We start from the raw sequence: 26351 nt of genomic DNA, 5'->3' as shown, positions 1-26351 counted from the left end.
AGCGGTGGAGACCCGTTCCCACTGCTGGCAGAGGATGAAAGGGAATAGTGATCATGGCCGAACGTTTGCGTGATCCGTCAGAGGAAGAGGCAGAACAGACCGCTGCACAATCCAGTAGGCAAGAGGCAACCGTGCCGCCCGAAGCAGACCAGAAGATGCAAGGAACCGGGAGCGCTGAACCGCATGAGCACGTCAGAACACAGGGGCCGCGAACCAGCAAGGGGTATCTGCTGTGTTATGCGCTGATTTGTATGGTGGGTGGCCTCTCTTCCATTTGCATTAAGCAATTGATCTTACCGTTACACGTCAAACAACTTGATCCTGTACATTTCTATACGTCCTTTGCGCTGGTGGCATCGGCAGGAGCAGTGGCAGGACTCATCGCGACCCCGTTGTTCGGGGCCATTTCTGATCGAACGACGTGGAGGCTGGGCAGACGACGCACCTGGATGATCATCGGGGGGATCAGTGCAGTGATCGGTTGGGGCATAATGGCACTGGCGAGCCGCATTCTTATGCTATGCCTGGGTCAGATACTCTCTCAAGTAGGGGTGGATACGGTCTTTGCTGTTTCTACAGCCCTAATCCCTGAGATGGCTCCTCGATTGCGTCGTTTTGCTTCGACGATCAATGGGATGGCTCCAATGGTGGGTGGTGTGCTGGGCGTCAATCTGGTGGCCCATGTCACTGATACGCGAGTAGTGTCACAGGGCTATCTACTACTGATCGGCCTCTCAATGCTATTTACCATCCTGTTTTTGTGCATCTTGAGAGAAGAACCTCTGATCCAGCCTCCACCTCCATTGCGTCTGGGACGCTTTCTCGTGGGGATGCTGGAGCCATTACGCACCAGGGCGTTTGTCTGGCCTCTCGCCTCTCGCTTGTTCGCCTTTCTCGCCTATACCCTGCTTGGATCGTTTTTCCTCAGCTATTTGCGCGATGGATTGCACGTGGGCGAGGGAATAGCGGCCTCACGGTTGGGCTTCTTTCAACTGCTCTCCACTACGCTCTTATTGACGACCGCACTCATTGTAGGCTGGTGGTGCAAAGGAATGAAGCAGCGCAAGTGGTGTGGCATCAGCGGAACAGTCATCATGGCGATTGGTGTAGGGATTCTGGCGCTGGCTCCTGGCTGGCCTGTGATGTTGGTGGCGGCAGCAGTTTTCGGCACAGGCTTTGGCATGCATGCAGGCGTCAATGTGACGTTGGCAGTGACAGTATTGCCGACGACCAAAGAGAGCGGCAAATTTCTGGGCGTCTTGCAAGATGCTATTTTCCTGGCGCTGATTGTCTCTCCTCAGATTGGAGGTGGGATCTTGACTACCTTTCCCCGACAATTCGCTCTCGTTTTTGCAGCAGGGGCGGCGGCAAGTCTGCTGGCGGGAGCCGCGCTCTTGCCAGTGAAGGCGGGTCATAACGAGCAGGTATCTCTGCCACCACATTGATGTGAGCTATCTCATCAGTCTGTTCATTTGCTCTATCGCTCTCATCTCTGCGTGAGAGCGACACGACATGCAGTAGTTGGAGAAGAACAATGGCTCTCAAGCCCGTGCATACACCAGCGGAAGGCATGGTGGTTGTCTGTTTTGACCGACCTACTGAGCAGGTTCGGGTAGGACGTATCCAGAGACTCCAACGAACAGCGAAAGGATTGGAAGTGGATCTTCTGTATGCTGATCAGCATTTGCAAGCTGGAGACCTCATCTGGAGTACCTATTTTTATAGGAAGAGAGATGCACCTGCTCACTCAGGCATATTCGAGTGGCCTGGTGATTTGACATTGACCTTTGATCTGGCAAAACGGAGCCTGACATCTCGCCCTGGATGGTTGGTGAATCTTGTCGTTGAGAAAAGCTCCTAGTCAAAACGGAAGGAACGTAGATGAATCGTCGTTCAGTTTTACTCTTACTCGGCAGCGGTTTGCTGTGCTGGCCGAGGCCACAGGATGTGTTTCTGGCTGCCGTAGCCCTCCATCAGCAAGGAGTCGCCTGCTATAACTCTGCATATTATGTTCAGGCAGAAAGCTATCTCATTTCTGCTCTCCATCTCTATGAGCAAGTGAAAGGTGCTGCTCACCCCGAGACGGCTCGAACCCTCAATGCGCTTGGATTACTGTATAAGGAGCAGGGAAATTACCCACAGGCAGAAGAGGTGTATGGCCGCGCCCTAGTCATGCGCGAGCAGACATTGGGTGCTGGGCATGTCCTTGTGGCTCAGAGCCTCAACAATTTGGGCTTTCTCTATACGGAACAGGTCCGTTACCAGGAAGCGCAGGGACTCTATGAGCGTGCGCTACTCATCTATCAACAGGATGCAACGGGAGACCATCCTCAGAGCGGTTCTTTGCTCAATAATATGGCGATCTTGTCTCGCAGGCAAGGCAACTATGCTCAGGCTGAAGGGTTCTATCAGAGAGCGCTTGCTCTCCATGACGCTTCGGCTGATCAGCAAGCGTATGCAAGCAGCTTGAATAATCTGGCTTTCTTGTATAAAGAGCAAGGACGCTATCAAGAAGCGGAGGGGCTGTATGAGCGGGCATTGGCTCTGCGTGAGCAGGCGCTTGGCGGCGAGCATCCAGATGTGGCAGATAGCCTCAAGCATCTGGCAGGAGTCCTCAAAGCGTTGGGCGACTATCAACGGGCAGAGCTGCTCTACCAACGCGCCTTATCTCTGCTGGAAGGTCGGCTGGGACCGGACCATCCGACAGTGGCCCTCACGCTCAATAACCTGGGCCATCTCAGGCGTCTACAAGGGCAGTATTATCAAGCATTGCCCCTCTATGAACGGGCATGGCAGATCTGGGAACACGTCTTTGGCAGAGAGCATACGTTCACGGCGACCATCATCAATAATCTGGGATGGCTCTATCATCTGTGGGGACAGGATGAGCGAGCAGAACCATTGTTGCGCGATGCGCTCAGCATCCGGCTCCAGCTTTTCGGTCCCCTCCATCCCCATTCTGTGCAAACGTTGAAGAAGCTGACCGAATGTATTGGACACCTCCCGATGTGACCAATAGGCTTTACCGCTTTTCATTGGCTTCGTAGCAGTGCTATCTTTCCTCTCTATTTCTGGTAGAGGGGGAAGATAGCAGTTGGAAACAAGGAGACCATATGACGATCTACTTCTATCATCTTGATGAAGACTTTGGATGTTTCTCGAATCTCTTTCCATCAGAAGTGTCTATCGATGGAAAGCGCTGGCCGACGACGGAACATTACTTTCAAGCGCAAAAATTTGCCGGAACTGCACGCGAGGAGGAGATACGCCAGGCACCTATCAAAGAGGCTATTTGCCTCGGACGAGATCGCACGCTCCCTCTGCGTCCCGATTGGGAACAGGTGAAAGATGAGGTGATGCGTCGTGCTGTCCTGTGCAAGTTTGAGACTCATACTCAGCTTCGCGAGATCTTACTAGCTACTGGTGAAGAAGAGATAGTTGAAAATACCAAGCATGATTACTACTGGGGCTGTGGACAGGACGGCAGCGGCAAAAATATGCTCGGTCAAATTCTGGGAGAGGTACGGGCAATTCTGAGAAACAACCGCATTCTCTGCTACGACCCTTATATATCTATCACAAAAGTCGCAAAAGCTCTTACAAGCCCGAAGAGACTCTATATCATACATCTACTTTTAAAGAAAGGAGAAATGAGTGTAGCTGAATTAGCAATGGCTCTTTCTCTGACAGAGCCAACGGTCTTTTCACATACGAAGATCTTACTCGACGCGGATATCATCACTGTTATCCAACGAAAAAACAGTCTCGGAATAGGGAAAATGAATTATTATAGGATAAAAGAGGTCCCTGTGATGATTCAGACGTTTGCCGATTTGGATCTCCCTTCATCGATTCATAATGAAGGATAAACAGTATGACATGCATTGTAGGTTGTGTTGAAGGAGGCATTGTCTATATAGGGGGAGATAGCGCTTGGTGCAATAATTGGGAAATGAGTGTGGGAGTCGGTAAGAAAGTGGTGAGAAATGGAGATGTTCTTATTGGCTGCTCAGGTGATCCCCGCATAAAAGATATTTTGCAGCAGGTCTTTGTCCCCCCAATCTATGTTTCTAATAAGAAGAAAAGCCTGCTTGCTTTCCTATTAACAGATTTTACGAATGCAATGAAATATTCGCTCAAGTGTGCTGGGGAAAAGGAAGATGCATTAGAGAAGGAATGCTCCCTACTCATAGGGATGCATGGTAGACTTTTTCAGATGGAAGGAAACTTTCACATACTAGAAGCTGCGCATGGCTATGATGCTGTTGGCTCTGGTGCGTACTTTGCATTAGGGGCCATGCATGCAACTCCCGACTTGCTTCCCTCTGATCGCATCCACCGGGCGCTGGCAGCAGCCGAAGCCCATTGCCCTAGCGTACGCGCACCCTTCATGATAGAGCAACTCGGACCCCGCTATCAAGCTCCAAAGAAGAGAGGTTTTGCTTACGGGTTCAGATGAAAGACGCTGGAATGGTTTTTCTCTAGAGAGGCAAATCGGCGAGGGTTATGATGTGCATTCTATAAAAAGGGCTATCATGGCCGCTCATTGGGGAAACTGAGTATCGTTGAGCGACTCGATGAGGAAGCATTATGCAACCGAGTCAGCGCAAAATTTGCGAAGGCACCAATCATCTTCGGCACATTCTTTAAAGAGAAAAAGGAAGAGTTGTAGTAGAGGGGCCGGAGATTTAGAGCCATCTCCGGCGTTGGCTTTGCTGGATTGGATGATCCAGCGCCCGCATGCATCATTTAGATGCAGGATATAATACTGCATTAATCAATCTAAGTCAATGAAATGCAGTATTTCATACTCTATGAACGAGAACCGCTTCATCTGAGACAGGCACTTTTGCTTGCTTCTTCTCCTCAGAGTTCAAGAAACGAGTGGCCTCCTGCTTCTCAGGAGACCACTCACAACAAGCATGGATATGGTCAACCCTCTTGCCGTGCAAGGAGAACACAGATGGGAGAGAGGAGACACGAGACGGCTCTCTGTCTTTGACAAATTTTGAGCAATTGACAAAAAATTGTCAAAATACTCTAGGCAAATGAAGTGTTTTTGGATATACTCTTGGTAGTAGGAGCCTTTGCCTCTCTAGGAAAGAAGAACGGAGAGAGCTTCTCACATGAGGTTCCTATGATGATGGAGAGAAATGGTGTGAAACAGCCACAGCAGGAAGAAACATGGAGCGAGGCGCTTGTTCGGCTCCTGAAATCGACGAAAGAAAAAGAACGAGTGGCCCAAGCATTGGGTTGTTCTGTGCGAACTTTAAATCGGTTGATTAAAGGAGATGTTGGACACGTTCGGGGGGGAATGGACAAATTGAGAGAGCTGACAAAGCTGCTTCCCCAAGAACATCAGACACCGATGAAGGATCTTCTCTCGCAGGCATTCCCCTCCTTATTCGAGGTGGAAGAGGTGGTCATGGAGATTCCGAACGCTCTCTATGACCTCACTCTGAGAGGGATGGCACTGACACCCGCTGCTATTCGGCAAGACAGTCTCTATAGTTTTCTTGCGCAGAATATGCTCAAACAGTTGGATCAGGATCGAGTAGGGGTCGCAGTTCAAGTCTTCCTTTGCCAACCAGGAGAAGATGGCTTCGTGCGAGGGTTGTTGCTTGCTTCTTCATATGGAACTGGAATATGGAGACTTTTACAGTATCAACCACGAGCGTTTGTGGGAGAAGGGACACTTCCTGCACGAGTCGTTCTGTCTCGACAAGCTGAGTTGGCAACGTCGGCTGAAGATGCACTTCTCGATCAAGCGACATGCATCATTGCCTATCCTCTCTTGCGGGGAGAAATGGTTGCTGGAGCAATGGTGGTCAGTAGCCGAGAGGTCGATCATTTTACCAATACTCATCGACTCACCGTTGTAGAGAAATATAGCTATCTCTTCGCGATGGTCACTGACATCTATTATCCTCCCACGACTATCGCCTTTTGCCCGCTTCCCTCTCCTTCTGTGCAGCTCGAACTCTTGCGCAGGTGGGGAAAGCAAGCGAACGATCATGATACAGAACACTGCTAACGCCAGGAAGGAGCCAACATGGATCATTCATCTTCCGACTATTTTATTGACCATGAAAGCCCAGCGGAAATGTCGCGGCTAGAAAACCAAGATCGACAGTTCACGAAAGCGATGGGAGGCTTATTTGTCGAGAGAGGCAACGACTTTACGGATCTCCGTCGTGTGCTCGATGTAGGATGTGGCCCTGGCGTTTGGGCGCAAGAAGTTGCCTTTACGTCCTCAGAGATCGAGGTGGTTGGGATCGATATCAGCCAGAGTATGATTTCCTATGCTCAGACACAAGCACAATTACAAGAGTTGTATAACATCTCGTTTTCGGTGATGGATATCACCGAGTCATTGAAGTTTCCTGATGCCTCATTCGATTTCGTCAACGCCCGTCTCTTGGGTTTCTTAACTCCCGCTCAGTGGTTCCCACTGCTTCAAGAATATATGCGTATCACACGTCCAGGCGGTTTTATCAGGTTGACTGAGACGGAGATGACCCGGACAAATAGCCCCGCTCTGGCCCGCGAGAACGCGTGGTTTTACAAATCAGTGCATCTCACTGGGCAAAGTTTTGCTCCAGATGATCACAGCCTTTCTCTCACGGTCATGTTGGCACCATTGCTACGGAAGGTTGGTTGCAAGAACGTGACAGTGAATGCTTACGGGATCGATTGGTCTTCAGGAACCGAGGACCATGATGGCATGTCTAAAGATCATGAGGTCTGGTATAAACTCATAGAGCCTTTTTTTCTGGCAACAGGAGTTGCAACGGCAGAAGACTTGCAGACGACTTATGATGCGATGAGGATTGAATGGGATCAGGATGATTTCTGTGCACTCCATTTGCTCGTGTCTGCTTGTGGTCAGAAGCCCATCTAGCCCGTTTTCTTGCACGCTGAGGGGAGCACTCTTCGTCTCTTGAGAAGGATGCTCCTCATTTTCTTCTCTCCTCCGTTTTCTTCCACCGAGAATCATTTCCCTCCCAAACAACAAGCATACCCCAGTATTTTGACTCCTTCCTTTCATCTTTCCTCTTTTCTGTCAACATTCTTATGCATTTTTTAGACAATTGGCAAAGATTTGACAAAAACATCTAGCAAAACAGCATCTTTTCGGCTATACTCTTTTTGTAGGGAAAAATTCTTTTGAGAGAAAGTGGCGGGGGAGCCGTTTCTCTGCGGAAACAACAATCTCTTGTGCAGAAATGGAGCACCACCGTTCAGGCTCTTCTCATGATGTGGTGAAGGGTCAGCAGGTCACTGAGCAGGGCACTCCCTTCCTGTTTGTTTCTTATTTCTTGCTTCGGCTTCGGAGATCTCGGCGTGCCCAACCATTGATGAGGATGGGAATGCGAGCACGCGCCTCTCCTGATACGTTTGCGTCGTCTGTGCCAATGATGTCCCAGTATCCATCGCTAGAAAGGATTCTTGCTCACTCTTATGAAGGACGCTCCAGTACTTCCCTTGATTTCCAGTCCCTTCCTCACTCCTATTTCCTTTCACGGCTATAAACTGCTGGTCTTAGAAGCACTTCATGTGGCCTTTCTTTGTCAGCAGGTCAACGTCTTGCATCTGTCTTTACCCCCTCAGAATTGGTCATCTTGCCGGGATTGGTGCAAGCCCCTGCGGGCGCAGTGGTGCCGTTTTCCATCCTGTTTCCTGCCCTGCGCGCTTCGGCGGCACATCAGCCGTCTCAAGAGGAAGCTGCCTGCTGGGTGGGAAATCGTCTCCAGCCAGCAGGGATGCCGACTTGAGATTCTCCCTGCTGGAGAGGCGGTGCCGATGCCTTCACCCACCCAGAGGCGCTGGCCCCGTGTGCGGCGAGTCAGGAAGGGGTGAGCGCCCGTTTTCTCTTGCCTCTCAAGCGTGTCGGTGGACACTGATGCGGACGCCGCGCGTTTGAGGGGCAGAGCTTCACAGGAACAAGCAACGCATAAGCACGTTCTCTGACGAGTGGAAGAGCGCTCGTGATGACATACTCATGTAGGAGGAAGCCATATGCACACCCCATCTGCGGTTCACCAAGATTCCCCTTATCCGATTGAACAACGCATCTATGGAGGATATATGATCCTCTTGTTGCGCCATATCCATACCATCTTTCTGTATGATCCAGAGACCTCTACGCTGCATCATTTTGGCACGAGTAAGGGGGAATACACGATCATGGAGCAATTCGTACGTGCTCCCTGTGGCAGCCTGCTCCCCTTTTCTGCCTTTGCTGCGACGACGAAAGAATCCCCCCTCCCCTTACGCCGCTTCATCATGAGGCTGCGGAAAAAATTGCCGGAAGGATGGGCAATTCCTTGTACCAAATCCTCCTCTGCAATGGGAGGAGGCTATCGCCTCGTTCCTCCAAGAACCAGGACCGGTGAGCCTTCCTTCGAGCAAGGGGCTGAGGCCGTTGGCTCTGTGCTGTTGCCTCCTTCTTGATCGGTTCGCTTCGTTGCACGAACAGGGGCGATACCTGATCAGCGCGATGGTCATGTGCTACCCCTGCTCGTATCATGTCCTCTCACCAGAGGTTCTGTGACCCCTCCATCAAACGCAATGTGTGCGCGAGCCGAATCCTTCTCACGTTTTGGTACACGTACTCCTTTTCTTCGCACCAGCCACCTACTATACTTGTGATAGAAGTATGGAAGGAGGATTCTTTATGCTTGTGTTCCCTGCTCCTGAGATGGAGATGAAGATGAAGAAAGAGGTGTCCCAGACTATTACCGGACCCTACGGCATTCCACTCTCCGTTGTCACCGCTGGCGACCCGGCAGCCGAGGAGGTGGTCTTACTGGTGCATGGAGGCTTCCAATCCTTGCGCTGTTTTGACAAGCAGATCGCACGTTTCGCTCGTGAGCACTACGTGGTCGCGGTGGACCTGCCCTATCATGGGCATTCTGGGGTGCTGCCAGCGGGCCTCTTGCCTGATTATAGCGTATGGGTCGAGAGTCTTCGCGCCGTCGTCTCTCACCTTAGCCTTGCAGATCGCTCTCTCACGATACTTGCCTGGTCATTTGGAGGACTGGTCGTACGCAACTATCTCCTCACCTATGGGCACCAGCGGCTTCACGGGCTGATCCTGGTTGCTTCCCTCTTTGGAGGGGTCGGTGCCTATCAGTCTGTTGCCCGCCCAGAGGTCACAGCGGTCATGACGAGGATGATGGACCCGGATATCCCTTTCCCCCAGCGCCTCGATGCGTTCGAGCGCTGGATCGGTTGGCTCACGGCGCGTCCCTTGCCTCCTCACGAGGCAGAGGCCCAATACGGCTACACTCTGCGTGCCTTTGTGCGCAGCCTCTCAGCGGCCCAGCACTGGATGGACGAACGGCCTTGCGACGACCCTGCGCTGTTTTTGCAGCAGATGACGATTCCTACGCTGCTCATCCAGGGGCTTGAGGATCGGCTGGTTCCTTTCACATACACTCGGCATCTGGCTTGTTCTTTGCCGCATGCCCAACTCCTGGAATATGAGGACTGCGGCCATGCGCCATTTTTAGAGGACCCGGAACAGTTCAATCGTGATGTGCTTCGTTTTCTCTCACTGCGCACCCGTTCTCTGAAGAAAGGAGATGTCTCTTCATGAATCAGCGTGTTCTCATGCTCGTGACTGGTCATAACGTCTTAGGGTCTACAGAAAGCAAGACTGGCACTTACCTGCCAGAATTGACCGACTTCTATGAAGTGCTGAAACACGAGGGCTATCAGGTCGAAGTCGCCTCTCCTCGTGGTGGGCAGGCTCCCGTTGATCCAAGCGGCCTCTCAGCAACATTGTGGCCCTTTCTGCCACTCTTGCAGCAGACTCACGCCTTTGCCCAGGTGCAGGCAACCGACTTTGACGCCTTCTTTCTGGTTGGCGGACATGGGGTGATGTGGGATCTGCCGGAGCATCCCGCCCTCATTGCCCTGCTGGAGCATGCCGCTTCGCAGGACAAGGTGCTGGCAGCAGTCTGTCATGGACCAGCAGGACTGCTCCACCTTACAACTTCTGGGGGACGTGCGCTTGTCGATGGCAAACAGGTGACAGGCTTCTCCAATGAGGAGGAGGAAGCGATGGGCCTCTCTGAGGTTGTGCCGTTTTTGTTGGAGGATGCCTTGCGCGGCTACGGGGGTCTCTATACCTCGGCTCCGGCCTGGCAGCCCCACGTTGTCACAGATGGCACGCTCATCACTGAACAAAACCCAGCCTCAGCTCGCGGGGTTGCCCAAGCCGTCTGTGCGCTCTTGCGTCCTGAGCCAAAGAGCAAGGAAGAGGAGGTGGCCTCGTGATGCACGGCTTTGCCTTGCCGAGTCTGCCTCTTCAGGCTCAGGCGGGCGATATCGAACGGTTGGTGAGCCGCTTTCTAGAGGAGGAGCAGACCCTTGCCGTCGCACCAGATGCGGCCCTCAGTGGAGGAGTGAACAAGCCCTGGGGCCAGGAGTATCGCGTCTATGCTGATGCGTTCTATGATCTCTGGTTTTTGGAGCTGAAGGCAGGACAGAGCACCTCGCTGCATTGCCATCCTCGCAAAGTCACGGCCTTACTGGTCCTGGCAGGACAGGCATCAGTGCAGTTCCTCCAGTATCCACCTCGGACGCTTGAAGCGGGGGAGGCGCTGCATCTGGGACGTGGGCTGTTCCATGCCACCCACAACGTCGGCACAGAACCGTTGCACCTCATCGAGGTGGAGGTGCCACGCAACAAAGGCGATTTGGTTCGCATTGAGGACTCCTATGGTCGCGAGGGCATGGGCTATGAAGCACCCGAGCAGATGACCCCGCTGCGCGTCGAGCTTGGTCCCTCTCCTCATCGACCTGGAGCCAGACTGCGCTCCTCGTGTGTGCAAGGACGCTATCGCTTCGCCATTGGTGGCAGCGGCCACGCGCTCGACCACCGGGGTGCCCCCGACCATCTGTTGTGGTCGGTGTGCCTTTCCCTGCGCCTGGCACTGGCCCAACATATCGCCGTCTTTCCCGCTGGCGCGAGCATGCCAACGCATCTGCTCGCCGAGCCATTTTTGACGATCAGCAGGCAGGAAGATCCCTGCTAGCCACAAACAAGAGGAAGGAAAAACATCGTATGCCACGAGCGGTCATTCTCACGGGTCCAGGTTTTCAGGATCACGATGTCATTTACACGTATTATCGATTGCTGGGCACTGGCTATCAGGTCGAGGTGGCGGCACAAGGAGGCCAGCGGGTCAAGGGCAAATATGGGGTGCCTCTCCCCCTGGATAAAACAGCGCGGCCCCTGATCGGGTTTGAGGCTCTCTCGATGAACGACTATGATCTCGTCATCTGCACGGGAGGACATGAGGCACCAGATCGTGTCCGGCAAGATCCCTCCGTCCTCGCCTTTGTCCGAGGGATGGCCGAGGCAGATCGCGTGGTGGCGGGTCTCTGTCACGGACCCTGGATCATGATTTCGGCTGGGGTGATGGCCGGGCGTCGTGCCTGTGCCTATGTGGGCATGAAAGATGACATGAACAATGCCGGAGCCACCGTCATCGAAGCGCCGGTCATGGTTGATGGCCCCATCATTACCTGCTCATATTACGCCTATGTGGAACCCTTCATGCAGACGGTGCTCTCCGAAGCGCAGCGCCGTCTGGGAGGAAGAGCGTCATGAGCAACACATCCCCGGTGCTTGTGCTGGATTTTGAGGGGGTCATCTGCGATGCGACCCAAGAAGTAGCACGTCTCACCCGGCATGCAGGAGCATCTCACTCCTTTGAGAACACGCGAACGATGCAGGGGCATCCGATTGATCCTATCCTGCTTCACCGGGTTGCCCAGGTGCGCCGCTTTGCTCGACATCTGGGCCATTTTCAGGTGGCCCTTGTGCCTGATGCTCACACGGTCAAGACGCCAGAGGAGTTTGAGGCACTCTATGCCGCCTCCTTCGATGCGAGCAGCCGCGAGCAGTTTCTTGCCAGCGCCACCCAGCTTCGCAGGCAATGGCGTGAGCAAGAGCCGAAGTGGTGGCTGTCCATGCTCACCCTCTACCGGGGCATGGGAGCCTATCTGCGCAAGCAGCGCACGCTGTATCTTGTGACCGGACGGGATCAGGAGTCTGTGCTGGCCTTTCTGAGCAGCAAGCGGGTCGTCGTGCCACCAGATCGCATCTGGGAAGCAGGTGCGAGCAAACAGGAGGCATTGCTCGCCATTGCCCAGAGGGAGCAGCGTGCTCCCTCCCAGCTTCTCTTTGTGGACGATCAGCCAGTCCATGTAGAGGCAGCCCGGCAAGTAGGCATCCGGGCCTACCTCGCCACCTGGGACAATGCATGGCAGGCAACGGAGGCTCCACCTCCCGTCGTGGCTTCCGTTCCCACCATTAGCCTCCGAGCGTTACAGACCGGGCGTTACCCGGACAAAGATCTGGCTCGGTTGTCGCTGTCATAGCTGCAAGGGAGCCGATATGCTTGAACAGGGGACGCCCCAAGCGGAGGCGTTCCCGCACACGAAAGGAGTCGTTGTCCTATGCCACAGCCACATCTCGCGATTGCCACTTGTGCACAGCCTGCGCTCTATAGTCAGGAGCCGGATGATGCCCTCTTACAAGCAGCGCTGCACCAGGAAGGGATCAACACCGATCTGGTGCCCTGGGATGACCCTACCTATGACTGGTCACGCCCTGATCTGGTGCTCCTGCGCTCGACCTGGGATTACCCCACCCGTCCAGCGGCGTTTCTTGAATGGGTGGAAGGCGTCTCCCAAGTGACGACGCTCTGCAATCCTGCGGAGCTGGTGCGCTGGAATCTCCAGAAAACCTATTTACTCGATTTGCATCTGCGAGGCGTTCCCACGATCCCGACCGTGTGGCTGCCTGCTCAGAGTCCGGTCTCGCTTACTTCACTCATGCACGCACACAATTGGAGTCAGGTGGTCATCAAGCCGGTCATTGGCACCAGTTCACGTGAGGCGCACGTCGTTTCCGCGCAGACGGTGGAGACAGGACAACGACACCTCAGTCGCCTGCTAGAGAGAGAGGCGGTCATGGTGCAACCCTTTCTCCCCGCGTTTTATGCGGCGGGGGAGCGTGCGCTCATTTTTATCAACGGCGTCTTCACCCATGCGATGCGCAAGCGCTTTACGCTCATGGAAGGATTGGATCAGGCGGGACAGCAGAGTATTCCAGTCTCAGAAGAGGAACAAGCCTTTGCCAGAGAGGTGCTCAGCCGCTTGCCCCGCGTACCACTCTACGCCCGTGTCGATCTGGTGCGCGACCATCGACACACACTGGTCCTCAATGAACTGGAGATCATCGAGCCGGTCCTCTACCTGTCTCATGCTCATGAGGCTCTGGGGAGGCTGACGGAGGAGGTCAGTCGTCGCACGCGCCAGGCACAGCAGCGGCAGGTCACACAGACTGAACCGCTGCATCAGCACGTGCGTCAGGGGCAACGTATGCAGGAGGCACCCCCTCTCGTTGTTGACGGTGTGGGTGGTTCGTCTGTGTCCCTGCTCTCCAGGCGGTAAGAGGCAGAGGCTTCTCCTCTCATCTGTCGAGGAGGGGAGAAGCCATCTCGTGAAAGGAGGCAGGTTGTATGTCTGAAAGCAGGTGTCACCTGGCGTTGCAACGTGGGAGGAGCGTGAAAAAGCTGCGTACCCCCTTGCTGTTGCTGCTCTTGGGGCTGCTGCTGATCGCGGTTGGAACCTTTTGGTCCGGCCAGCAACCAGAGCGCATGGCAGCATCGGTGTGCCAGAGCAAGAGCAGTGGGTCGAGCAGCGTTGCTGCCGGACCCGATGGTGCTCTCTGGTTTGCGGAGCGGGATGCAAATAAGATCGGACGCATTGGTCCTTTCGGCACCCTCGCCGAATATGCGCTCCCCCATCCTGACAGCCAGCCGGAGGGGATCGCTTCTGGAGCTGATGGCAATCTTTGGTTTCCTGAGAAGCGCGGCAATCGCATTGGGCGCATCAGTCCTTCCGGCACCATCACGGAATATCCCCTCCTGCATCCTGACAGCCAGCCGGAAGGGATTCTTGCTGGACCTGATGGCACCCTCTGGTTTACCGAGCAAGACGGCAAGCGTGTCGGACGGATCAGTCCATCAGGGAGCATCACCGAGATGCCATGTCCCCAGTGAGAAAGGCAAAAGCAAATGAAGCTGAGAAAGAAGAGCGTGTTCATCGGTCTGGTGCTCATGATCGTCTTGGCTGGTTCCTGGTTCTTCTTCTTCCAACCCATCTCGAACCCGCAGGGGCGCACCGCATTGCGTCCTGGCTGGAAGCTGATCGATGCTTTGAGCGGCAAGGGCAACACGATCATTGCTGGACATCAGATCGTGTTGCCTCATCTCTGGGGCTATGCCCTGGAGTGTTCTGAAGGTGCGGTGCGCCTCGTCCTTGATGGAGTGAACAGGCAGATGGAGTTGGGCCAGCAACCCTGCTCTGTTCCTTCGCTGCTTACAGACGTGCCCCAATCCATCGAATATGACCTGACCCCGTTGACCATCTCCACGCTGAGCATTACGGCGGCACCCAGGACCACGTGGAAGATCGCATTTGTGCAGCCAGAAAAGCCCTCTGCCTTGCACCTGGACCCTGGATGGAAGGGGATCATGGGAATGGGCAGCGCTGGTGGCCCGATAGAGGGGGAGATCGGCTCCTTCGCACCCGTCCAAAGGATCTGGGGGCTGGTCGGCGTCTGTATGGGTAGAGGGACAATGACAGCACGTTTGACCCCTGGAGAAAAGCTCGTCACCTTTCCAGTATGTGATGGGCAACCCCGGCTCATGGTGGTCCGGTACTCCTCGCCAACGAGGGTCCACAAGGTGGAGGTGAGACCTTCCTCTAACAGTCTGCTCTCGACCGTGGTGGTGGTGTGTGTCAACGAACAGCGCTGTGGTCTTGCTCCTGAAAGCACCGAGCTAGAGAACCATGCTCCAATGACGGCTCTCGGAGCAAGGTGTGGTTGTCTTCCGCGCCTGGGGCATGCGCCGTCTGTTACCAGGAGCGGGAGATCGTTGCTTGACGAGCACCGTTCGCTTCTCCAAGCGAGCGTTGCAGGGCTGTACAGTATTGCACATCGTTCCAATACTGCTTCCATTCCCCTTCATTGAGCAAGGGCACCTCCAGTCCATCCTCCCATACTAACAGGACCATCCAGTGCTGCCCAGAGCTTTCCTGGAGCACCTCCGCTGTGCCATGCTTGCCAGCCGCCGCAAGCGCTTCCATGACCTGCGCGGCCAGAGCGGTGGCAGCCTCATACTCCAGGTGCTCCTGAGCCAGGGCAACCGATGGGTGCATGAGACGTTTCTCTCCAGAAGGGATGGTCGCATCCCTCCCTTCTCGGTGTTCCGAGAAGTTCATGAACGTCCCTGGAACCGAGGGAGCAGGAATGGCATCCCACTCCACCTGCTCCGGGCGACGATGCCCCTGCTCGAACAGCGCGGCCATCTGCTCATACGTGAGGCTGGTTGCCGCCCAACGACGCACTACGCGTGGGATCTCCTCTTCTCTCATCGCAAAACGTTCACAGGTGCGGCAGAACCAGGCTCCCGGACTCTTCGGTCTCCCACGCCAATCGGGTTCGTAGCATCGGTAGAGCGTATCTACGACAGCGAGATGACGAATGGGGGCCGGATACAGTTGCACACAGCGCACCAGCTTGCCTATCCAACGGTCCTGTCCGTCGAGCAACTGGGCGTAGTACGCAGCTTCGCGCCGGATTTCTGCGTGGTTTCTTGGATCATGATATTCCTGGCTGGTTTCTGCCGCTCTCGGTCTGGTTTCTGCCTGCACTGTCTGCGTTGCTTGTCTGGTTTCGGCCATCCCCATCTGCTCGCCTGGTCCTGGTATGCTCTCAGGTGTGGACCGCGTGAGAGACGCGCTCTGTGCTGATGGAGGTGACGAGCGGACGGCAAGAGCGTCAGACGCATGGGACATTGACCCAGACTGCGCCTGTGAGGGGTGGATGAAAGCTGGCCCTTGCTTGCTCAGTTGAGCCTCTGGCCTGGATTCCTGCGTCTCTGGCGAGAGGGGATGACCTGCTGAGGTGGTCATCATCTGCCTGCTCATGGGAGCAGACATGGGTGCTGGAGACGCGTGTGCGGTGTGGCGTGGTGATCCCTGCTGCTCTTGATCGATCAGCGCTTCTCTTTCCAGATCTCTTTTCTTTTGTAATACAAGAGAATCGCTCATCGATACAGTGGTGGTCAGGTTTCTGCCGGGTTTGCGAGGCTCAGCTCGGCCTTCTGTCGGGTTTCTGTCTGTGTGCGGCAGAAACCCGCTCTTTTGTTCTGGTGGGCAGGTTTCTGCTGCTCGGACTGACGATTTAGTGGACAGGTTTCTGCCCATGTGTGGCGAAAACCCGGCAGGGTGCTCTGAGGTGCAGGTTTCTGCCACTGGCAGGTTTCTGCTTTCCTGTGGGAGCACTCTGTCGAGTGCATGTGGCACGTTTCTGTCTCGATGGGTCAGGTTTCTGCCTGGTGGCGTGTGCGTGGAGACAGGGAGAGAGAGCCGTGCTGAATGCTGGAGCACGAGGCGGAGCATCTGCTCGATAAGCTGGAGCAAGTCAGCCTGGGGTATTCCTCGCTGAACGCTCCCTTCGACGAGCTGGCGCATGTGTGTGAGCAGCACCTCCACTCCTCCTGAATGGAAGGTGGAAGGTGCTTCAGGGGCAGGGAGCACTGACAGATGACTCTGGAGGCGGGCTTGGACTTGACGGAGGAATCGCCCAAGACGCGGATTGCGGTAACGGCGCTCAAGCTCCTGACAGTGCAAGAGCACGCTGGGGGTGAGGCGACAGGGATGCAAGGTGATGAGAAGCACTGTTGCATAGTGTGAGCCGAGGCGGTGGACGCGCCTGCTCACGATGCCCAGCGCCTCACAGATCGTCACGAGATGAAAATAGCGATCAGCTCCGCAGGGCGAATCGGAGGTGTGTGCCAATGCCTTGAGGGAGCGCACGATGACCAGCGCGGGAGGCTGATCGGACGGCTCACTCACGCGTGCGGCCCACAGAGGAGGCAAGGTTCGCGAGGGCTGGAGCGTGGCGTAACGCAGCAGATGGGCCAGCACCCGCAGTCCTTCCTCTGGGAGTGCCAACTCAAGCAAGCGTTGGGTGTCAAGAGGCAAATGGTCCAAAGAGATCCCTTCGGGATGCGACCCCTCTAGAAAGAGGGGGTCTGGGTGAGAGGGAACGTTCTCGTTGGAGGGCGTCGGGGATGGTTGAATATCGTGTGCTCGCATCGTGCTCATCGCATGTGGCTCCTCTCAGATGAAATGGCTCAAGGATGCTCGTGACGATGAGAGGCGAGCATCCTTGAGCGGGAACAGAGACCCGCTCAGGAGAGCGGGGTTGGGATCGGGGTCACGACAGGGCGAACGGTCGGACTGGTCGCCGGGGTCGGGGTCACAGCAGAGATACTCGTGGCATAGACCGGCACACAAACGAACGGCATCGTCTGCTGAGGCTGACCTGTCGCCGGAGAGAACGGCAAGCAGAGCGTTCCTGCTGCTTGACCAGCGCTTCCTGTTTTGCCAGATGCATCTGTCAGAGGAAGACAGAGCACACGTGCCGTTCCCTGTTCCTGAAAACAGAGCTGCGTGGTGGCCCCACTGGTGGCAATCGTCGTGGGTGTGCTGCCAGGCGTGCTCATGGGAGTGATACTCCCGGATGGCGTTGGCGTGGCTGAGGCGAAGACCTGGGCCTCAAAGGTGCTTTGGAAGACGACGCCCGCCGCTGTGAGCGTCTGCGTGCGATCATCGATCAAGGGGAGCGCGGTCGTCGTCAAGGCAGACTGGCTGGCGGCAAACACCGTGTCGCGGATCAACTCAGCGATGGCTGTGCTCATCCAGGTTCCCAAGAATGCGCTGTTGGTGGCACGAGGATCGGTCTGTGGATGGGCATTCCAGGTATAGGCGGTGATGGCAATGGGCAACAGACGGCCAAGCGCCTGTTGCATGATTGTACGCGCTTGCTGGATGTGCGTTCCCCATGTGGTAATCCTTTGCATGCAGGTCGCATCAGGATCGTTGCTCCCGCAGGTCTCTTCGTGCCAACTCACCGCATCGGGACGTGGATTGGCTTGTTTCAAGAACGTGCGAAGATACGCGGTATCTGCGTGAGAGGTGACAGGGCCGATGAAGCGTCCTGCGGGAGCAAGCGGTTTCACTTGGGCGATCACGGTATTCCAGCTCGCAGTATAGGCCGCTGCACTGATCCCTCCGTTGGCAGGCACATCCTGCTCATTGCCAAATTCGTAGTACACTCTCTGGGTGCCAAAGACGCGATTCATCATCTGGATCAAGGTCTGATCGGTGGTCACTTGCTCCACGCCATAGGGCAGGATCAACAGCGGGGTGGCATGCAGAGCCGCAATCTGCTTGGCCGCTGCCTCCGTCACGGCGAAGTCTCCCCGGTAGGGGAAGCGGATCAGTTGCACATGCATCTGTTGCGTAAGCTTCACGGTGGCGGGATCGGTCAGAAAGAGATCCTGAGCAGTGGACAGATTCAGATTCGTCCCCCAGATCAGCGGGGACACGGGAGCCGAGGCCAGGGCCGAGGGTTGGGTTTGTGCCACCAGCCCCGTGAGGGCCACACTCACACCCAGCAGCGTGAGGAGTTGGAGACGAGGAGAGAGCAGTGCTCGTCTCCGGCTGCGTCTTGTCCGACGAGGGGCAGGGGTGGAAGGTGCAGCCAGGAGCCAGCCATGCAAAAGCCTCGTGCTCACAGGCAAGATGAGATAGGTCAGAACGAGGACCAAAATCACCGTCACCACCAGATTCAGGAACAGAAACGGCCACTCCGGAAAACAGGCACCAAGGACCGGAGCCAGGACGGAACTGATCAGCCAGGCAGGAAGGATGGTGATGAGGGATTGCTTCCATTTGGGGATCGCCGTCTGCACGTTGGTACGTGGGGGAGGCGTTGCCCCGTGCCTGTGCTGGGTGGGATGCGCTGAAAGATCGAGCGATGGCATGTGAACTTCTCCTTTTCTCTTCTTTCTTCTGTAAGGAACGCTGGCGTGCATTTTCCCCATCTGCTGATGGAGGGACCATGACCAGAGAAACGCGGCGACTAGGGAGAGGCCCAGGTCTGCGGCACGTGTCCCTGCGGGGAAAGCCTCCTCATTCGCATGCGAGCAGAGCGGCTTCCTGTTTGCACCAATGACGGTTCAAGCAGGAAGGCAATCAAGAGGATACCCAGTTGTATCCAACAGAGCAGCGCAAAAATACTAGGAAAGCTGGCTTGGGCATGCAGCCAGCCAATGAGGGCAGGCCCGAAGGCGGAGGCGGGAGCGGAAAGCAGCATCGTCACGCTTTGAGCGGTTCCTCGTCCGAGGTGCTGTGCCTGCCCGATCCGATCCGCGTGGGAAAAGACGCTACTGTAGGGCAACGTCCAGCCTGCCACAGCGAGCAACACGCCTCCCAGCGACACGAGCACATGAGCCACAGGTGGCGCTTGTCCCGCAAAAAGCATCTGGAGCGCAGTCGGACACAGCACCAGGACCAGTAGCCCGATCCACGCGAGGAGTCCTGAGACACGCAAGAGTCTCGGCTTCCAGGGACCATGTGTAAGCAATACCCCTCCCAATGGCCGGGTCATGGCTCCGAGCAACAAGCCACAGGCTCCGATAGTAGCCGCCTGCGGGAGCGAAAGGTGAAAGAGGGTGGAGGCGAAAAAGACGGCCAGCCAGGGAGCCACCGCCTGTCCCATGCCCAGCGACCCTAGATGCACCAGTCCCAGCAGCAGAAGCCGCCTTTCTCGGAAGGCGACGAGCAGACGGGGCAGCATCGCGGCTCCCCTGCGTGGCTGCGGTGCCTGGCCTTCCTGTGGTTCTGGTGGAGCACCGCGCATCCACGCGAGGGCAAGAGCCAGGGCAAGCAGCCCCCACAGGGCAAAGATGCTTTCCCATTCCTCCACAAAGGGGAGTAAGAAGGGGGAGGCGAACAAGCCAATCCCTGCTCCTACCTGCATGGCCCCCCCAAAGAGGCCCTGTCCAATGGGAGCGGCGCGTCCGGGCAACCGTGCTGCACTCTGGCTCCCGGCGACAATGGCGATGCCTGCGGCCACCCCAACGAGCAAGCGGCATTGCAGCACCCCTTTGAGAGAGGGCATGAAAGCGAGTTGCTCATTGAACAGCCCGATCCCAAGCAGTGCCCCGATGAGCACCCGCCTGGGACCAAAGCGATCTACGAGCAACCCTCCCAGCACATAGCCTCCCGCAATTCCCACATACAGGAAGGTGGAGAGCAGACCGATGGATTGACTGCTCATGCCAAGATCGGCCTGAAGCGCCTCTTGCATGCCCCCATAATTGGTAAAGTTGCCGCTAATGGCGACAGCGACCAGGGCCAGCAGGCTCAGGCGAAGAGGCAAAGCGAGCCATTGGGCGCGTGAGGCAGGCTGCTTGCTCATGTGGTTCCCCTTCCTTATATATGCGTCTGCTCATGGAGAGGATGGCTGAGCGGCCCTGTGGGCTGACGAGCTGTAATGACACGACCCATGACTGACCAGTCCAGCTCTCCCCAGCCCGACTGAGAAGCTTGCAGCAAGAGATCCTGCGCCAACTCTATCAAGGGGAGCTGAGTGCCATTTTGCACTCCCTGCGAGAGGATCAACTGCACATCTTTGAGACCCAGCGGCACCGGAAAACGAGTGGGCTGGAAGACATCATGACCAATCATCTGCCCGTACTCTTGAAAGACTGTCCCGGTAAAGAGCGGTGTCTGAGCCAAGAGAGCAAGGATTGGGGCAGGATTAATCTGTTCAGCTCGCAGGAAAGCAGCAGCATAGCCGAGTCCGAGGATCGATGAAACAATGACGCCATTGCACATGAGCTTGACCAGTGCGGCGGCATCTGGGCGATCTCCCAGATCATAGACAGACCCCAGGCACTCCAGCAGTGGACGGACTCGTGCTTTGGCTGACGCTTCTCCACAGACAAACACGGTGAGTCTGCCCTGCTCAGCCAGCGGTGGCCTGCCCAACACAGTGGCCGAGACAAAGTGACTCCCACGTCCCGCCTGCTGGTACTGCTTCAGTGCCCAGAGGGAGAGTTGGGGGGAAATGGTCGAGAGCGAGAGATGCACTCCATTGGAGAGACGTGGGGCAAGCTCCCCGATGATCTGCTCGACCGAGGCATCATCAGGGACCATTGAGCAGATCAGGTGAGAGGAGAAGGCGAGGCTGCCTGGGCTGTTGGCGACAACGTAATCTTCATCCAGCAGAAGCGCGACGCGTCTTGGATCGGGATCGTACACGCGCAAGGAGTAACCGTGCCGTACCAACTGGCGAGCAATGGGCAGGCCCATGTGGCCCAGCCCCAAAAAGCCCAGAGGGGGGTCTGCTCGTCCTCCACCAGGCTGATCAACAAGAGAAGAAATCATACATGCTATCCTTTCACAGAGATTGTAGAGAGAGCCAGAGCTTGTGTGATGGGAATGCGATGGCAGCCCCCAACGTGCAGTTTAGATGGGCGAACGAACGCCCTCCGTCCATCCAAGTTGCACACACGCAAGCATCAAGAGCTAGTATAAAAGAGAGCAGGCAGGGATGAAAAGGAGTACGTGTACCAAAACGTGAGAAGGATTCGCGGAACCCACAAATTGCGTCCGATTGGAAGCATCTTCCTGCTGTCTTCAGGTCCGCACGCAGCTCACAATCGGACGCAATTTGTGGCGGGAGGAATCTTGTTCTCGCTGTTCCCGCTGAGACGTTCTCACCCGAATACACACCTGGGATATCGGCTCCACAGGCCGCTGGTTGCCTGTGCCACCCCCCTGTTTTGGGGGGTGTTTTTTCTCATGTATGCCATATGAAGCCGCATGGAGTGCCCCTTGACAAGCAAGGCCCGATTCTGTACAACAAGAGGGACATAGATGGTTCCAACTGAGGTGGAACCACCTGCCCCCACGATCTTTGGATCTGGCTGGCAGGGCATCGTGCCAGTGTTGCTCGCACGATGCAAGGTGTGCTCAGGTAATCGCTGCAAAGGGGAGGTTGAGCACGGCTCCCCCTCTTGAGAGCGGTCGCGCACCGACTGATCGGCGCTCGCGTTGAGCACGGCTCCGCGCATCGATCAGGACTGGGCCAGGGATGAATCACCCTGGAGAGGATCAGACCATCAGAACCAGGACATCGAGCGTGCTCTGTCCTGACTGATCGCCGCTTGCCCTCTCGAAGCGATCTTTGAACGTTGTTCCCCACAGAAAGGAGGCACCCACACACAACTGAATCACCTCACCCTGCAAGACGGGAGAGGACTGCTCGCGGAGTCGGAGCAGCCGTGAGAGGTGGTGTCTCTTTTTCTGTGGCTCGTCCCTTTCAGGAAAGGATTCCCTCTCATGGCAAAGCAGAAACGTTCTCATCGAGACCATCATAGCGCTTCATCGTCGTCTTCCTTCGTGCCCCGCTGCTCATGTGGTCATCCTGCCTGTGAGATGCTGGAAATTGTACGGCTGCTCGCCGAGACGACCGATAATTTCCTGCTGCTGCAAGCAGGAGTCCAGACGATCCAGCAGCAGGTGCTTCCACTGCTCGAAGAGCTGCACAAAGGTCAGCTCTCTTGCCTGGAGCACTGGCAGTTGGAGTTGGATATCTACCGGGGACAGATGAGCGACCCCATGCGTCCCACGATGCGCTGGGAACAAGCCTCACGGGAAGAGGAAGCGCTCTCGCGCAGGAAGGAAGGGGTGGAGCGGTGGTATCACAACGAACAGGAGCGTGTCCAGCAACACCTCCAGCACCTCCAGGAGGCCATGCAAGCCCATGAGTCTCATCTGGAGGAGTGCGCCCAGCGCTTCGTCCAGCAGGGATTACGCCCTGGCTGTATTGCGGGCATTGCAGCGGTGCTGACAGAGCACCGGGAGCGTCTCCAGGGACGACGTGAGCGGTTAAGTCACGAACACGAAGCACGAGGGCAACAGCTCACAGCACTGCAAGCACGGTATCAAGACGAGATGCAAGCGTTGCAAGCATCCCGCCAGGGCACCGAGGCACAGTTTGCCCTCAAGAGAAAAGGGATCACGACGGGTTGGGTTGTCCAAAATCTCTTTGGGATCGGCACCCCACAAAGTTTGACCCTGACCCAACGGGTGATGCAGCAAATGGAGGCGTCTCACCAGTTTCACTGGTATATTCGTTGCGCAACCCACTACTTCTGGTATGTGGAGCAGGTGTGGGCGCTCCACTCGGAACTGGCGGCCAAAGTGCACGTGCTCTCCGCACGCTGGACCCATTGGAATCGCTTGTTAGGCGTCCTGGATGAAAGCAGTGACCCTACCGTTGTGTTGCTTGCGCTCTCCGGGCAATAGTTCGTTTCTTTTCGGGACATCCCTAGAGGACAAAAAGATCACCAGACAGACGGTTTGCTGGTGATCTTTTTGTGTTGTTCTTTTTAGCCTGTGGAAGGAGACTCTTGCGTCTCTCGCACACCTACAGACGCAACACCCCCGATGCTATAGCAGAGCACCGGGGATGTCTTGGCTGGTCTCCCTTTCACAAAAAAGGAGTTCATATCACTATGACTATACCATTGTCTGATGCCGTTTTCAAGGTTCCGCGTGGGTATGATGACCCCTGGCAGCGGCAACAGGATCAGATGCACTCTGTGTTGCAGCAATTAGCACCGCTGACTCCCGATGGAGGGCGTCACGTGTTGTGGCGCTGTCCACTGTGTCATCAGCCCTGGGTGGAGAAAAACAGGAGCAGTGTCCAAGAGCATCTCTCGCCTGAGCAACTGGCAGCGCATGCCTTCCATGTAGGGATCGAAGATCTGGAGCGTTTACCGGCATGGCTGTGTCCAACGTGTTCGAGTCGCGAGGTGGGAGGCAGGTTTCGCGTCGAGAGGGACATTACCAGTCAAGGGTACTCTCGCTTTGTGTGGCACGCGGCAACCTCCGAGGAGGTGCAGATCTTCCACGTCATGATGTTTGAGGCTCACGTGCTTGCTCAGGCATGGGGGCGAGGCGATCTCTCTGGAGTGCATCGTGCGTCGATGCACTCCCCAACTGATCTCTTACTCTCAAGAGCCTATACGCATCTGTTGCTCCATATGCTGATGAGATTACCCCAGCCAGAGACCCACGCGATGCGCCCTTTAGATGTGACGGCACTGGCTCTGGAAGCCAGGAGGATGTGGTTGCCTCCCAACGAGCTGCATCTGCGCGGCTATTTCTGGCATCCTGCCTCCAGCGTTGAGCCGGAAGAGGGACGCGAAGATGATCTGCTCCTTGCGTTGGTCTCGGCCTCTCCACCTTTTGCCGAGCATGACCCCCTCGCGCTCGTTGCCATCTGGCAACACCGTTTTGAGCGGCTTGCACGCCTGCTGTAGTCCCACCAGAAAGGAGCCAAACATGGCTGAACAGACCCTTCTCGCTCTCATCAATGAGCACTTGCAACAACGTGGTCCCTTGTTGCTGCCTCGCTTTGGGGGATCACGGTTGCTGGTTCGGCTCTTTCGTTGGGAGGATGCCTATGTACTCCTGTCGAGCAATGACGAGATGCGATTGCTCTCGGCCTTCGACATGCTGCTCTTTGGCCGGGCATTGGGACTCTCCCCATTGCGCTGAGGCCGAAGCTCTTTCGATCTGCCTCTCATGCAGATCTTTTTCAAGAGAGCAATCCAATGCCAGCAGGATTTCCTCTCGTTATGCGTGTGACTGGCATCTTATGCGAGACCTCTTGGGTCAAGAAAAGGAGTGTTCTATGTCCCCGTTGCTTCTTCCCGTTCCCGAACCTGTGCTTCCCGCCATTGCCGAGGAGCATCCCGTGCTGATGGACCTCAAGGCGCTGACCCACCCGACACGGTGGCGTCTGCTCTGGATATTGGAGCGCCGTGAGCATCGGCTTTGTGTGCAAGAACTTGCCGTTCAGATTGGACAGTTCTCGCAGCCCACGATCTCCTACCACTTACGCTGCTTGCGCAAGGCAGGCTTCATTGAGAGCCAGAAGAAAGGCACGCATATCTACTATTTCTTGCGGCGAGATCGGCTGCGGGAAGTGAGCGAGGTGGTAGCCCAGTTGGGCAAAGAAGGCCGATAAATACTTGTATCTTCTCAAAAAGAAAAGGAGAGTATCCTTGTAATTCTCAAAATATCATGCTATAGTCTTACTGTTTCATTGGTTTCAGCGGAGCTTTACTGGAGATCTTTCTCAAAAGATACTCCACCCCTCTTGCAGAGATAGTTGAGCGTGGCTCCTCATCTCTGCAAGGACGGTCTCCCTGAGCATTCTCAGCCGTCGAGCGCGGCTCCGGCTGACCTCTCCTGTCCAGGAAATCGTGTGCGTTTCCGGGCAGGGGGATCTCCTGCATTTCGTGCATCTGTCTCACATTTTTGGGGCTTTTGCATGGATGAATAAACAGGAGAGCAAGATCGCGGAGCGTCTTTACTCGCCTTGCAGCTTCGGAAATTCTCTGAACACGTCCGTCGTTCATGTCATGCAGAAGAAGTAAGTAAAGAAGAAAGGGGCACCGCTATCGGCAAACGCAAAGGCATGTTGTATGAAGCACTGGAGCGGCTCGATGCACTGATGGCAATTGGCGAAAAGCGCCGAGAAGCCAAAGCACAGGCGGCTGCGCGAGGGGAAGCCACCTTTGCCTTCTCGGATCAGCGCATCCATAGCTACCAAAGCCGGACGACCTATCAGGACGTGGTGATGCGTTTCCTGCGTTGGTGTCGTGCCTCCTTTGGCCTCAATCGGCTCACAGACATCGATCTGTGCGCCGAGGAACTGACCTGCGCGTATCTGGAGGAGCGTATGAGGCAAGGCTATAGCCCCTGGACGCTGGCAACCGAGCGTTCAGCGTTGCGCCTGTTCTTCCAAGAGCGGACGCTGGCCGAGAGCGTGAGCTTGCCCAAGCGCCATAGCTCGCAGATTACCCGTTCACGCCTGCCTGCTCAGCGCGATGGACACCTGCAACCTGCACATTGGCAGCCCCTCATCTCGTTTTGTCAGGCATGTGGGTTGCGCCGGGAGGAACTGCGTGATTTGCGAGTGCATGATGTGTGTGTCCGTCGCTCGGACGAGCGGCTGGTGGTTCGAGTCGTCCACGGCAAGGGAGGCAAATGGCGAGAGGTTCCGGTCCTGGATGGGCAAGAGGAGGTGGTGCTCGCTCAGGTCCGTCATCGTCCCCCCGATGAACACGTCTTTGCCCATCTGCCAGTCCACCTCGATATCCAGGCGTATCGACGTAGCTATGCGAAGTGCCTCTACGAGCAACTGGCTGGTGGTCCTCTTCCGCCTCTCTCATCGGATCGTCGCTTGCAGGCAAGCGAGGTGGACCAGCAAGCCGCTTTCCAGGTCTCTGCCGCGCTAGGGCATGCACGCCTGGATGTGGTCTTGCTGTATTATCTGCGCTAGCATCTCTCATTTGGAGGCTGCCAGTCCGTCACCCTTAGATGGG

General features: G+C 55.9%; 26 protein-coding genes and 1 pseudogene. 23 read left to right on the top strand and 4 right to left on the bottom strand.

All coding sequences use genetic code 11. The annotated features are described in order from the left end of the window. The first annotated feature begins 53 nt into the window (after nucleotides 1–53). From K3T83_RS43525 to K3T83_RS43445, 18 genes and pseudogenes are all read left to right on the top strand, one after another. Nucleotides 54–1445 carry an MFS transporter gene (locus K3T83_RS43525; protein ID WP_220209401.1) on the top strand — a complete coding sequence of 464 codons (1392 nt, stop codon included), beginning with the start codon at nucleotides 54–56 and terminating at the stop codon, nucleotides 1443–1445. An 89-nt stretch (nucleotides 1446–1534) separates the two neighbouring features. Then, nucleotides 1535–1861: a hypothetical protein gene (locus tag K3T83_RS43520; protein WP_220209400.1), complete on the top strand. Its 327-nt coding sequence runs from the start codon at nucleotides 1535–1537 to the stop codon at nucleotides 1859–1861. Between the two features lie 20 nt (nucleotides 1862–1881). Next, on the top strand, nucleotides 1882–3012 hold the full coding sequence (locus K3T83_RS43515; protein ID WP_220209399.1) for a tetratricopeptide repeat protein: 1131 nt from the start codon (nucleotides 1882–1884) through the stop codon (nucleotides 3010–3012). A 101-nt stretch (nucleotides 3013–3113) separates the two neighbouring features. Continuing rightward, nucleotides 3114–3539, top strand: a pseudogene (ybiA, locus tag K3T83_RS58225) (riboflavin biosynthesis intermediates N-glycosidase); the annotation flags it as partial. Then, on the top strand, nucleotides 3513–3869 hold the full coding sequence (locus K3T83_RS58220) for an ArsR/SmtB family transcription factor (RefSeq protein WP_373324743.1): 357 nt from the start codon (nucleotides 3513–3515) through the stop codon (nucleotides 3867–3869). The pseudogene ybiA and the gene K3T83_RS58220, both read left to right, overlap by 27 nt. A 5-nt stretch (nucleotides 3870–3874) precedes the next feature. After that, a complete protein-coding gene (locus K3T83_RS43505) occupies nucleotides 3875–4459 on the top strand; it encodes a hypothetical protein (RefSeq protein ID WP_220209397.1) in 585 nt (194 codons plus the stop codon). A gap of 699 nt (nucleotides 4460–5158) precedes the next feature. Continuing rightward, nucleotides 5159–6034 (top strand): hypothetical protein, encoded by an 876-nt coding sequence (locus K3T83_RS43500; protein ID WP_220209396.1) that lies wholly within the window; start codon nucleotides 5159–5161, stop codon nucleotides 6032–6034. An 18-nt stretch (nucleotides 6035–6052) separates the two neighbouring features. Then, complete coding sequence (locus K3T83_RS43495) at nucleotides 6053–6901, top strand: class I SAM-dependent methyltransferase (RefSeq protein ID WP_220209395.1); 849 nt, start codon at nucleotides 6053–6055, stop codon at nucleotides 6899–6901. A gap of 560 nt (nucleotides 6902–7461) precedes the next feature. Then, the gene (locus K3T83_RS43490; protein ID WP_220209394.1) at nucleotides 7462–7860 is read left to right on the top strand and encodes a hypothetical protein; all 399 of its coding nucleotides are present in this window, start codon (nucleotides 7462–7464) and stop codon (nucleotides 7858–7860) included. A 159-nt stretch (nucleotides 7861–8019) separates the two neighbouring features. Beyond that, nucleotides 8020–8454, top strand: coding sequence for a hypothetical protein (locus K3T83_RS43485; protein ID WP_220209393.1), 435 nt, complete (start codon nucleotides 8020–8022; stop codon nucleotides 8452–8454). Between the two features lie 223 nt (nucleotides 8455–8677). Then, complete coding sequence (locus K3T83_RS43480; protein WP_220209392.1) at nucleotides 8678–9601, top strand: alpha/beta fold hydrolase; 924 nt, start codon at nucleotides 8678–8680, stop codon at nucleotides 9599–9601. Continuing rightward, the gene (locus K3T83_RS43475; RefSeq protein WP_220209391.1) at nucleotides 9598–10284 is read left to right on the top strand and encodes a type 1 glutamine amidotransferase domain-containing protein; all 687 of its coding nucleotides are present in this window, start codon (nucleotides 9598–9600) and stop codon (nucleotides 10282–10284) included. The genes K3T83_RS43480 and K3T83_RS43475 overlap by 4 nt, the downstream gene beginning before the upstream one ends. Further along, a complete protein-coding gene (locus K3T83_RS43470) occupies nucleotides 10284–11045 on the top strand; it encodes a cupin domain-containing protein (protein WP_236065319.1) in 762 nt (253 codons plus the stop codon). Before K3T83_RS43475 ends, K3T83_RS43470 begins: the two co-directional genes overlap by 1 nt. A gap of 29 nt (nucleotides 11046–11074) precedes the next feature. Beyond that, complete coding sequence (locus tag K3T83_RS43465) at nucleotides 11075–11623, top strand: DJ-1/PfpI family protein (RefSeq protein ID WP_220209389.1); 549 nt, start codon at nucleotides 11075–11077, stop codon at nucleotides 11621–11623. Beyond that, entirely contained in the window at nucleotides 11620–12396 is a 777-nt protein-coding gene (locus K3T83_RS43460) for an HAD family hydrolase (RefSeq protein WP_220209388.1), read from the top strand. Before K3T83_RS43465 ends, K3T83_RS43460 begins: the two co-directional genes overlap by 4 nt. A 78-nt stretch (nucleotides 12397–12474) precedes the next feature. Then, nucleotides 12475–13473: an ATP-grasp domain-containing protein gene (locus K3T83_RS43455; protein ID WP_220209387.1), complete on the top strand. Its 999-nt coding sequence runs from the start codon at nucleotides 12475–12477 to the stop codon at nucleotides 13471–13473. Nucleotides 13474–13541: 68 nt separating this feature from the next. Further along, complete coding sequence (locus K3T83_RS43450) at nucleotides 13542–14084, top strand: Vgb family protein (protein ID WP_220209386.1); 543 nt, start codon at nucleotides 13542–13544, stop codon at nucleotides 14082–14084. Between the two features lie 15 nt (nucleotides 14085–14099). Continuing rightward, entirely contained in the window at nucleotides 14100–15059 is a 960-nt protein-coding gene (locus tag K3T83_RS43445) for a hypothetical protein (protein ID WP_220209385.1), read from the top strand. Here K3T83_RS43445 and K3T83_RS43440 read toward each other — a convergent pair. The 4 genes from K3T83_RS43440 to K3T83_RS43425 form a co-directional block, all read right to left on the bottom strand. Then, nucleotides 14944–17199: a hypothetical protein gene (locus tag K3T83_RS43440; RefSeq protein ID WP_220209384.1), complete on the bottom strand. Its 2256-nt coding sequence runs from the start codon at nucleotides 17197–17199 to the stop codon at nucleotides 14944–14946. The genes K3T83_RS43445 and K3T83_RS43440 overlap by 116 nt on opposite strands. A gap of 86 nt (nucleotides 17200–17285) precedes the next feature. Next, nucleotides 17286–18923: a putative antibiotic biosynthesis monooxygenase gene (locus tag K3T83_RS43435; RefSeq protein ID WP_220209383.1), complete on the bottom strand. Its 1638-nt coding sequence runs from the start codon at nucleotides 18921–18923 to the stop codon at nucleotides 17286–17288. A 98-nt stretch (nucleotides 18924–19021) separates the two neighbouring features. Then, nucleotides 19022–20362 (bottom strand): MFS transporter, encoded by a 1341-nt coding sequence (locus K3T83_RS43430; RefSeq protein WP_220209382.1) that lies wholly within the window; start codon nucleotides 20360–20362, stop codon nucleotides 19022–19024. A 14-nt stretch (nucleotides 20363–20376) separates the two neighbouring features. Next, on the bottom strand, nucleotides 20377–21333 hold the full coding sequence (locus tag K3T83_RS43425; RefSeq protein WP_220209381.1) for an NAD(P)-dependent oxidoreductase: 957 nt from the start codon (nucleotides 21331–21333) through the stop codon (nucleotides 20377–20379). Nucleotides 21334–22290: 957 nt separating this feature from the next. Between K3T83_RS43425 and K3T83_RS43420 the strand changes: the two genes are divergently transcribed. The 5 genes from K3T83_RS43420 (at nucleotide 22291) to K3T83_RS43400 (ending at nucleotide 26308) form a co-directional block, all read left to right on the top strand. Continuing rightward, nucleotides 22291–23259 (top strand): hypothetical protein, encoded by a 969-nt coding sequence (locus K3T83_RS43420; protein ID WP_220209380.1) that lies wholly within the window; start codon nucleotides 22291–22293, stop codon nucleotides 23257–23259. Between the two features lie 209 nt (nucleotides 23260–23468). Further along, a complete protein-coding gene (locus K3T83_RS43415; RefSeq protein ID WP_220209379.1) occupies nucleotides 23469–24278 on the top strand; it encodes a hypothetical protein in 810 nt (269 codons plus the stop codon). A gap of 22 nt (nucleotides 24279–24300) precedes the next feature. After that, a complete protein-coding gene (locus K3T83_RS43410) occupies nucleotides 24301–24516 on the top strand; it encodes a hypothetical protein (RefSeq protein WP_220209378.1) in 216 nt (71 codons plus the stop codon). A 136-nt stretch (nucleotides 24517–24652) separates the two neighbouring features. Continuing rightward, nucleotides 24653–24988: an ArsR/SmtB family transcription factor gene (locus tag K3T83_RS43405; RefSeq protein ID WP_220209377.1), complete on the top strand. Its 336-nt coding sequence runs from the start codon at nucleotides 24653–24655 to the stop codon at nucleotides 24986–24988. Between the two features lie 453 nt (nucleotides 24989–25441). Continuing rightward, on the top strand, nucleotides 25442–26308 hold the full coding sequence (locus K3T83_RS43400; RefSeq protein WP_236065201.1) for a tyrosine-type recombinase/integrase: 867 nt from the start codon (nucleotides 25442–25444) through the stop codon (nucleotides 26306–26308). The last annotated feature ends 43 nt before the right edge of the window (nucleotides 26309–26351 follow it).

This window comes from Reticulibacter mediterranei (assembly GCF_016587455.1).
This window is presented reverse-complemented; position numbering and strand designations above follow the sequence as displayed.

Bases quoted from the DNA above. Each gene is read 5' to 3' on its own strand.
- K3T83_RS43525 (WP_220209401.1), top strand. From the start codon at position 54: ATGGCCGAACGTTTGCGTGATCCGTCAGAGGAAGAGGCAGAACAGACC.
- K3T83_RS43520 (WP_220209400.1), top strand. From the start codon at position 1,535: ATGGCTCTCAAGCCCGTGCATACACCAGCGGAAGGCATGGTGGTTGTC.
- K3T83_RS43515 (WP_220209399.1), top strand. From the start codon at position 1,882: ATGAATCGTCGTTCAGTTTTACTCTTACTCGGCAGCGGTTTGCTGTGC.
- K3T83_RS43505 (WP_220209397.1), top strand. From the start codon at position 3,875: ATGACATGCATTGTAGGTTGTGTTGAAGGAGGCATTGTCTATATAGGG.
- K3T83_RS43495 (WP_220209395.1), top strand. From the start codon at position 6,053: ATGGATCATTCATCTTCCGACTATTTTATTGACCATGAAAGCCCAGCG.
- K3T83_RS43490 (WP_220209394.1), top strand. From the start codon at position 7,462: ATGAAGGACGCTCCAGTACTTCCCTTGATTTCCAGTCCCTTCCTCACT.
- K3T83_RS43485 (WP_220209393.1), top strand. From the start codon at position 8,020: ATGCACACCCCATCTGCGGTTCACCAAGATTCCCCTTATCCGATTGAA.
- K3T83_RS43480 (WP_220209392.1), top strand. From the start codon at position 8,678: ATGCTTGTGTTCCCTGCTCCTGAGATGGAGATGAAGATGAAGAAAGAG.
- K3T83_RS43475 (WP_220209391.1), top strand. From the start codon at position 9,598: ATGAATCAGCGTGTTCTCATGCTCGTGACTGGTCATAACGTCTTAGGG.
- K3T83_RS43470 (WP_236065319.1), top strand. From the start codon at position 10,284: ATGCACGGCTTTGCCTTGCCGAGTCTGCCTCTTCAGGCTCAGGCGGGC.
- K3T83_RS43465 (WP_220209389.1), top strand. From the start codon at position 11,075: ATGCCACGAGCGGTCATTCTCACGGGTCCAGGTTTTCAGGATCACGAT.
- K3T83_RS43460 (WP_220209388.1), top strand. From the start codon at position 11,620: ATGAGCAACACATCCCCGGTGCTTGTGCTGGATTTTGAGGGGGTCATC.
- K3T83_RS43455 (WP_220209387.1), top strand. From the start codon at position 12,475: ATGCCACAGCCACATCTCGCGATTGCCACTTGTGCACAGCCTGCGCTC.
- K3T83_RS43450 (WP_220209386.1), top strand. From the start codon at position 13,542: ATGTCTGAAAGCAGGTGTCACCTGGCGTTGCAACGTGGGAGGAGCGTG.
- K3T83_RS43445 (WP_220209385.1), top strand. From the start codon at position 14,100: ATGAAGCTGAGAAAGAAGAGCGTGTTCATCGGTCTGGTGCTCATGATC.
- K3T83_RS43440 (WP_220209384.1), bottom strand. From the start codon at position 17,199: ATGAGCACGATGCGAGCACACGATATTCAACCATCCCCGACGCCCTCC.
- K3T83_RS43435 (WP_220209383.1), bottom strand. From the start codon at position 18,923: ATGCCATCGCTCGATCTTTCAGCGCATCCCACCCAGCACAGGCACGGG.
- K3T83_RS43430 (WP_220209382.1), bottom strand. From the start codon at position 20,362: ATGAGCAAGCAGCCTGCCTCACGCGCCCAATGGCTCGCTTTGCCTCTT.
- K3T83_RS43425 (WP_220209381.1), bottom strand. From the start codon at position 21,333: ATGATTTCTTCTCTTGTTGATCAGCCTGGTGGAGGACGAGCAGACCCC.
- K3T83_RS43420 (WP_220209380.1), top strand. From the start codon at position 22,291: ATGGCAAAGCAGAAACGTTCTCATCGAGACCATCATAGCGCTTCATCG.
- K3T83_RS43415 (WP_220209379.1), top strand. From the start codon at position 23,469: ATGACTATACCATTGTCTGATGCCGTTTTCAAGGTTCCGCGTGGGTAT.
- K3T83_RS43410 (WP_220209378.1), top strand. From the start codon at position 24,301: ATGGCTGAACAGACCCTTCTCGCTCTCATCAATGAGCACTTGCAACAA.
- K3T83_RS43405 (WP_220209377.1), top strand. From the start codon at position 24,653: ATGTCCCCGTTGCTTCTTCCCGTTCCCGAACCTGTGCTTCCCGCCATT.
- K3T83_RS43400 (WP_236065201.1), top strand. From the start codon at position 25,442: ATGTTGTATGAAGCACTGGAGCGGCTCGATGCACTGATGGCAATTGGC.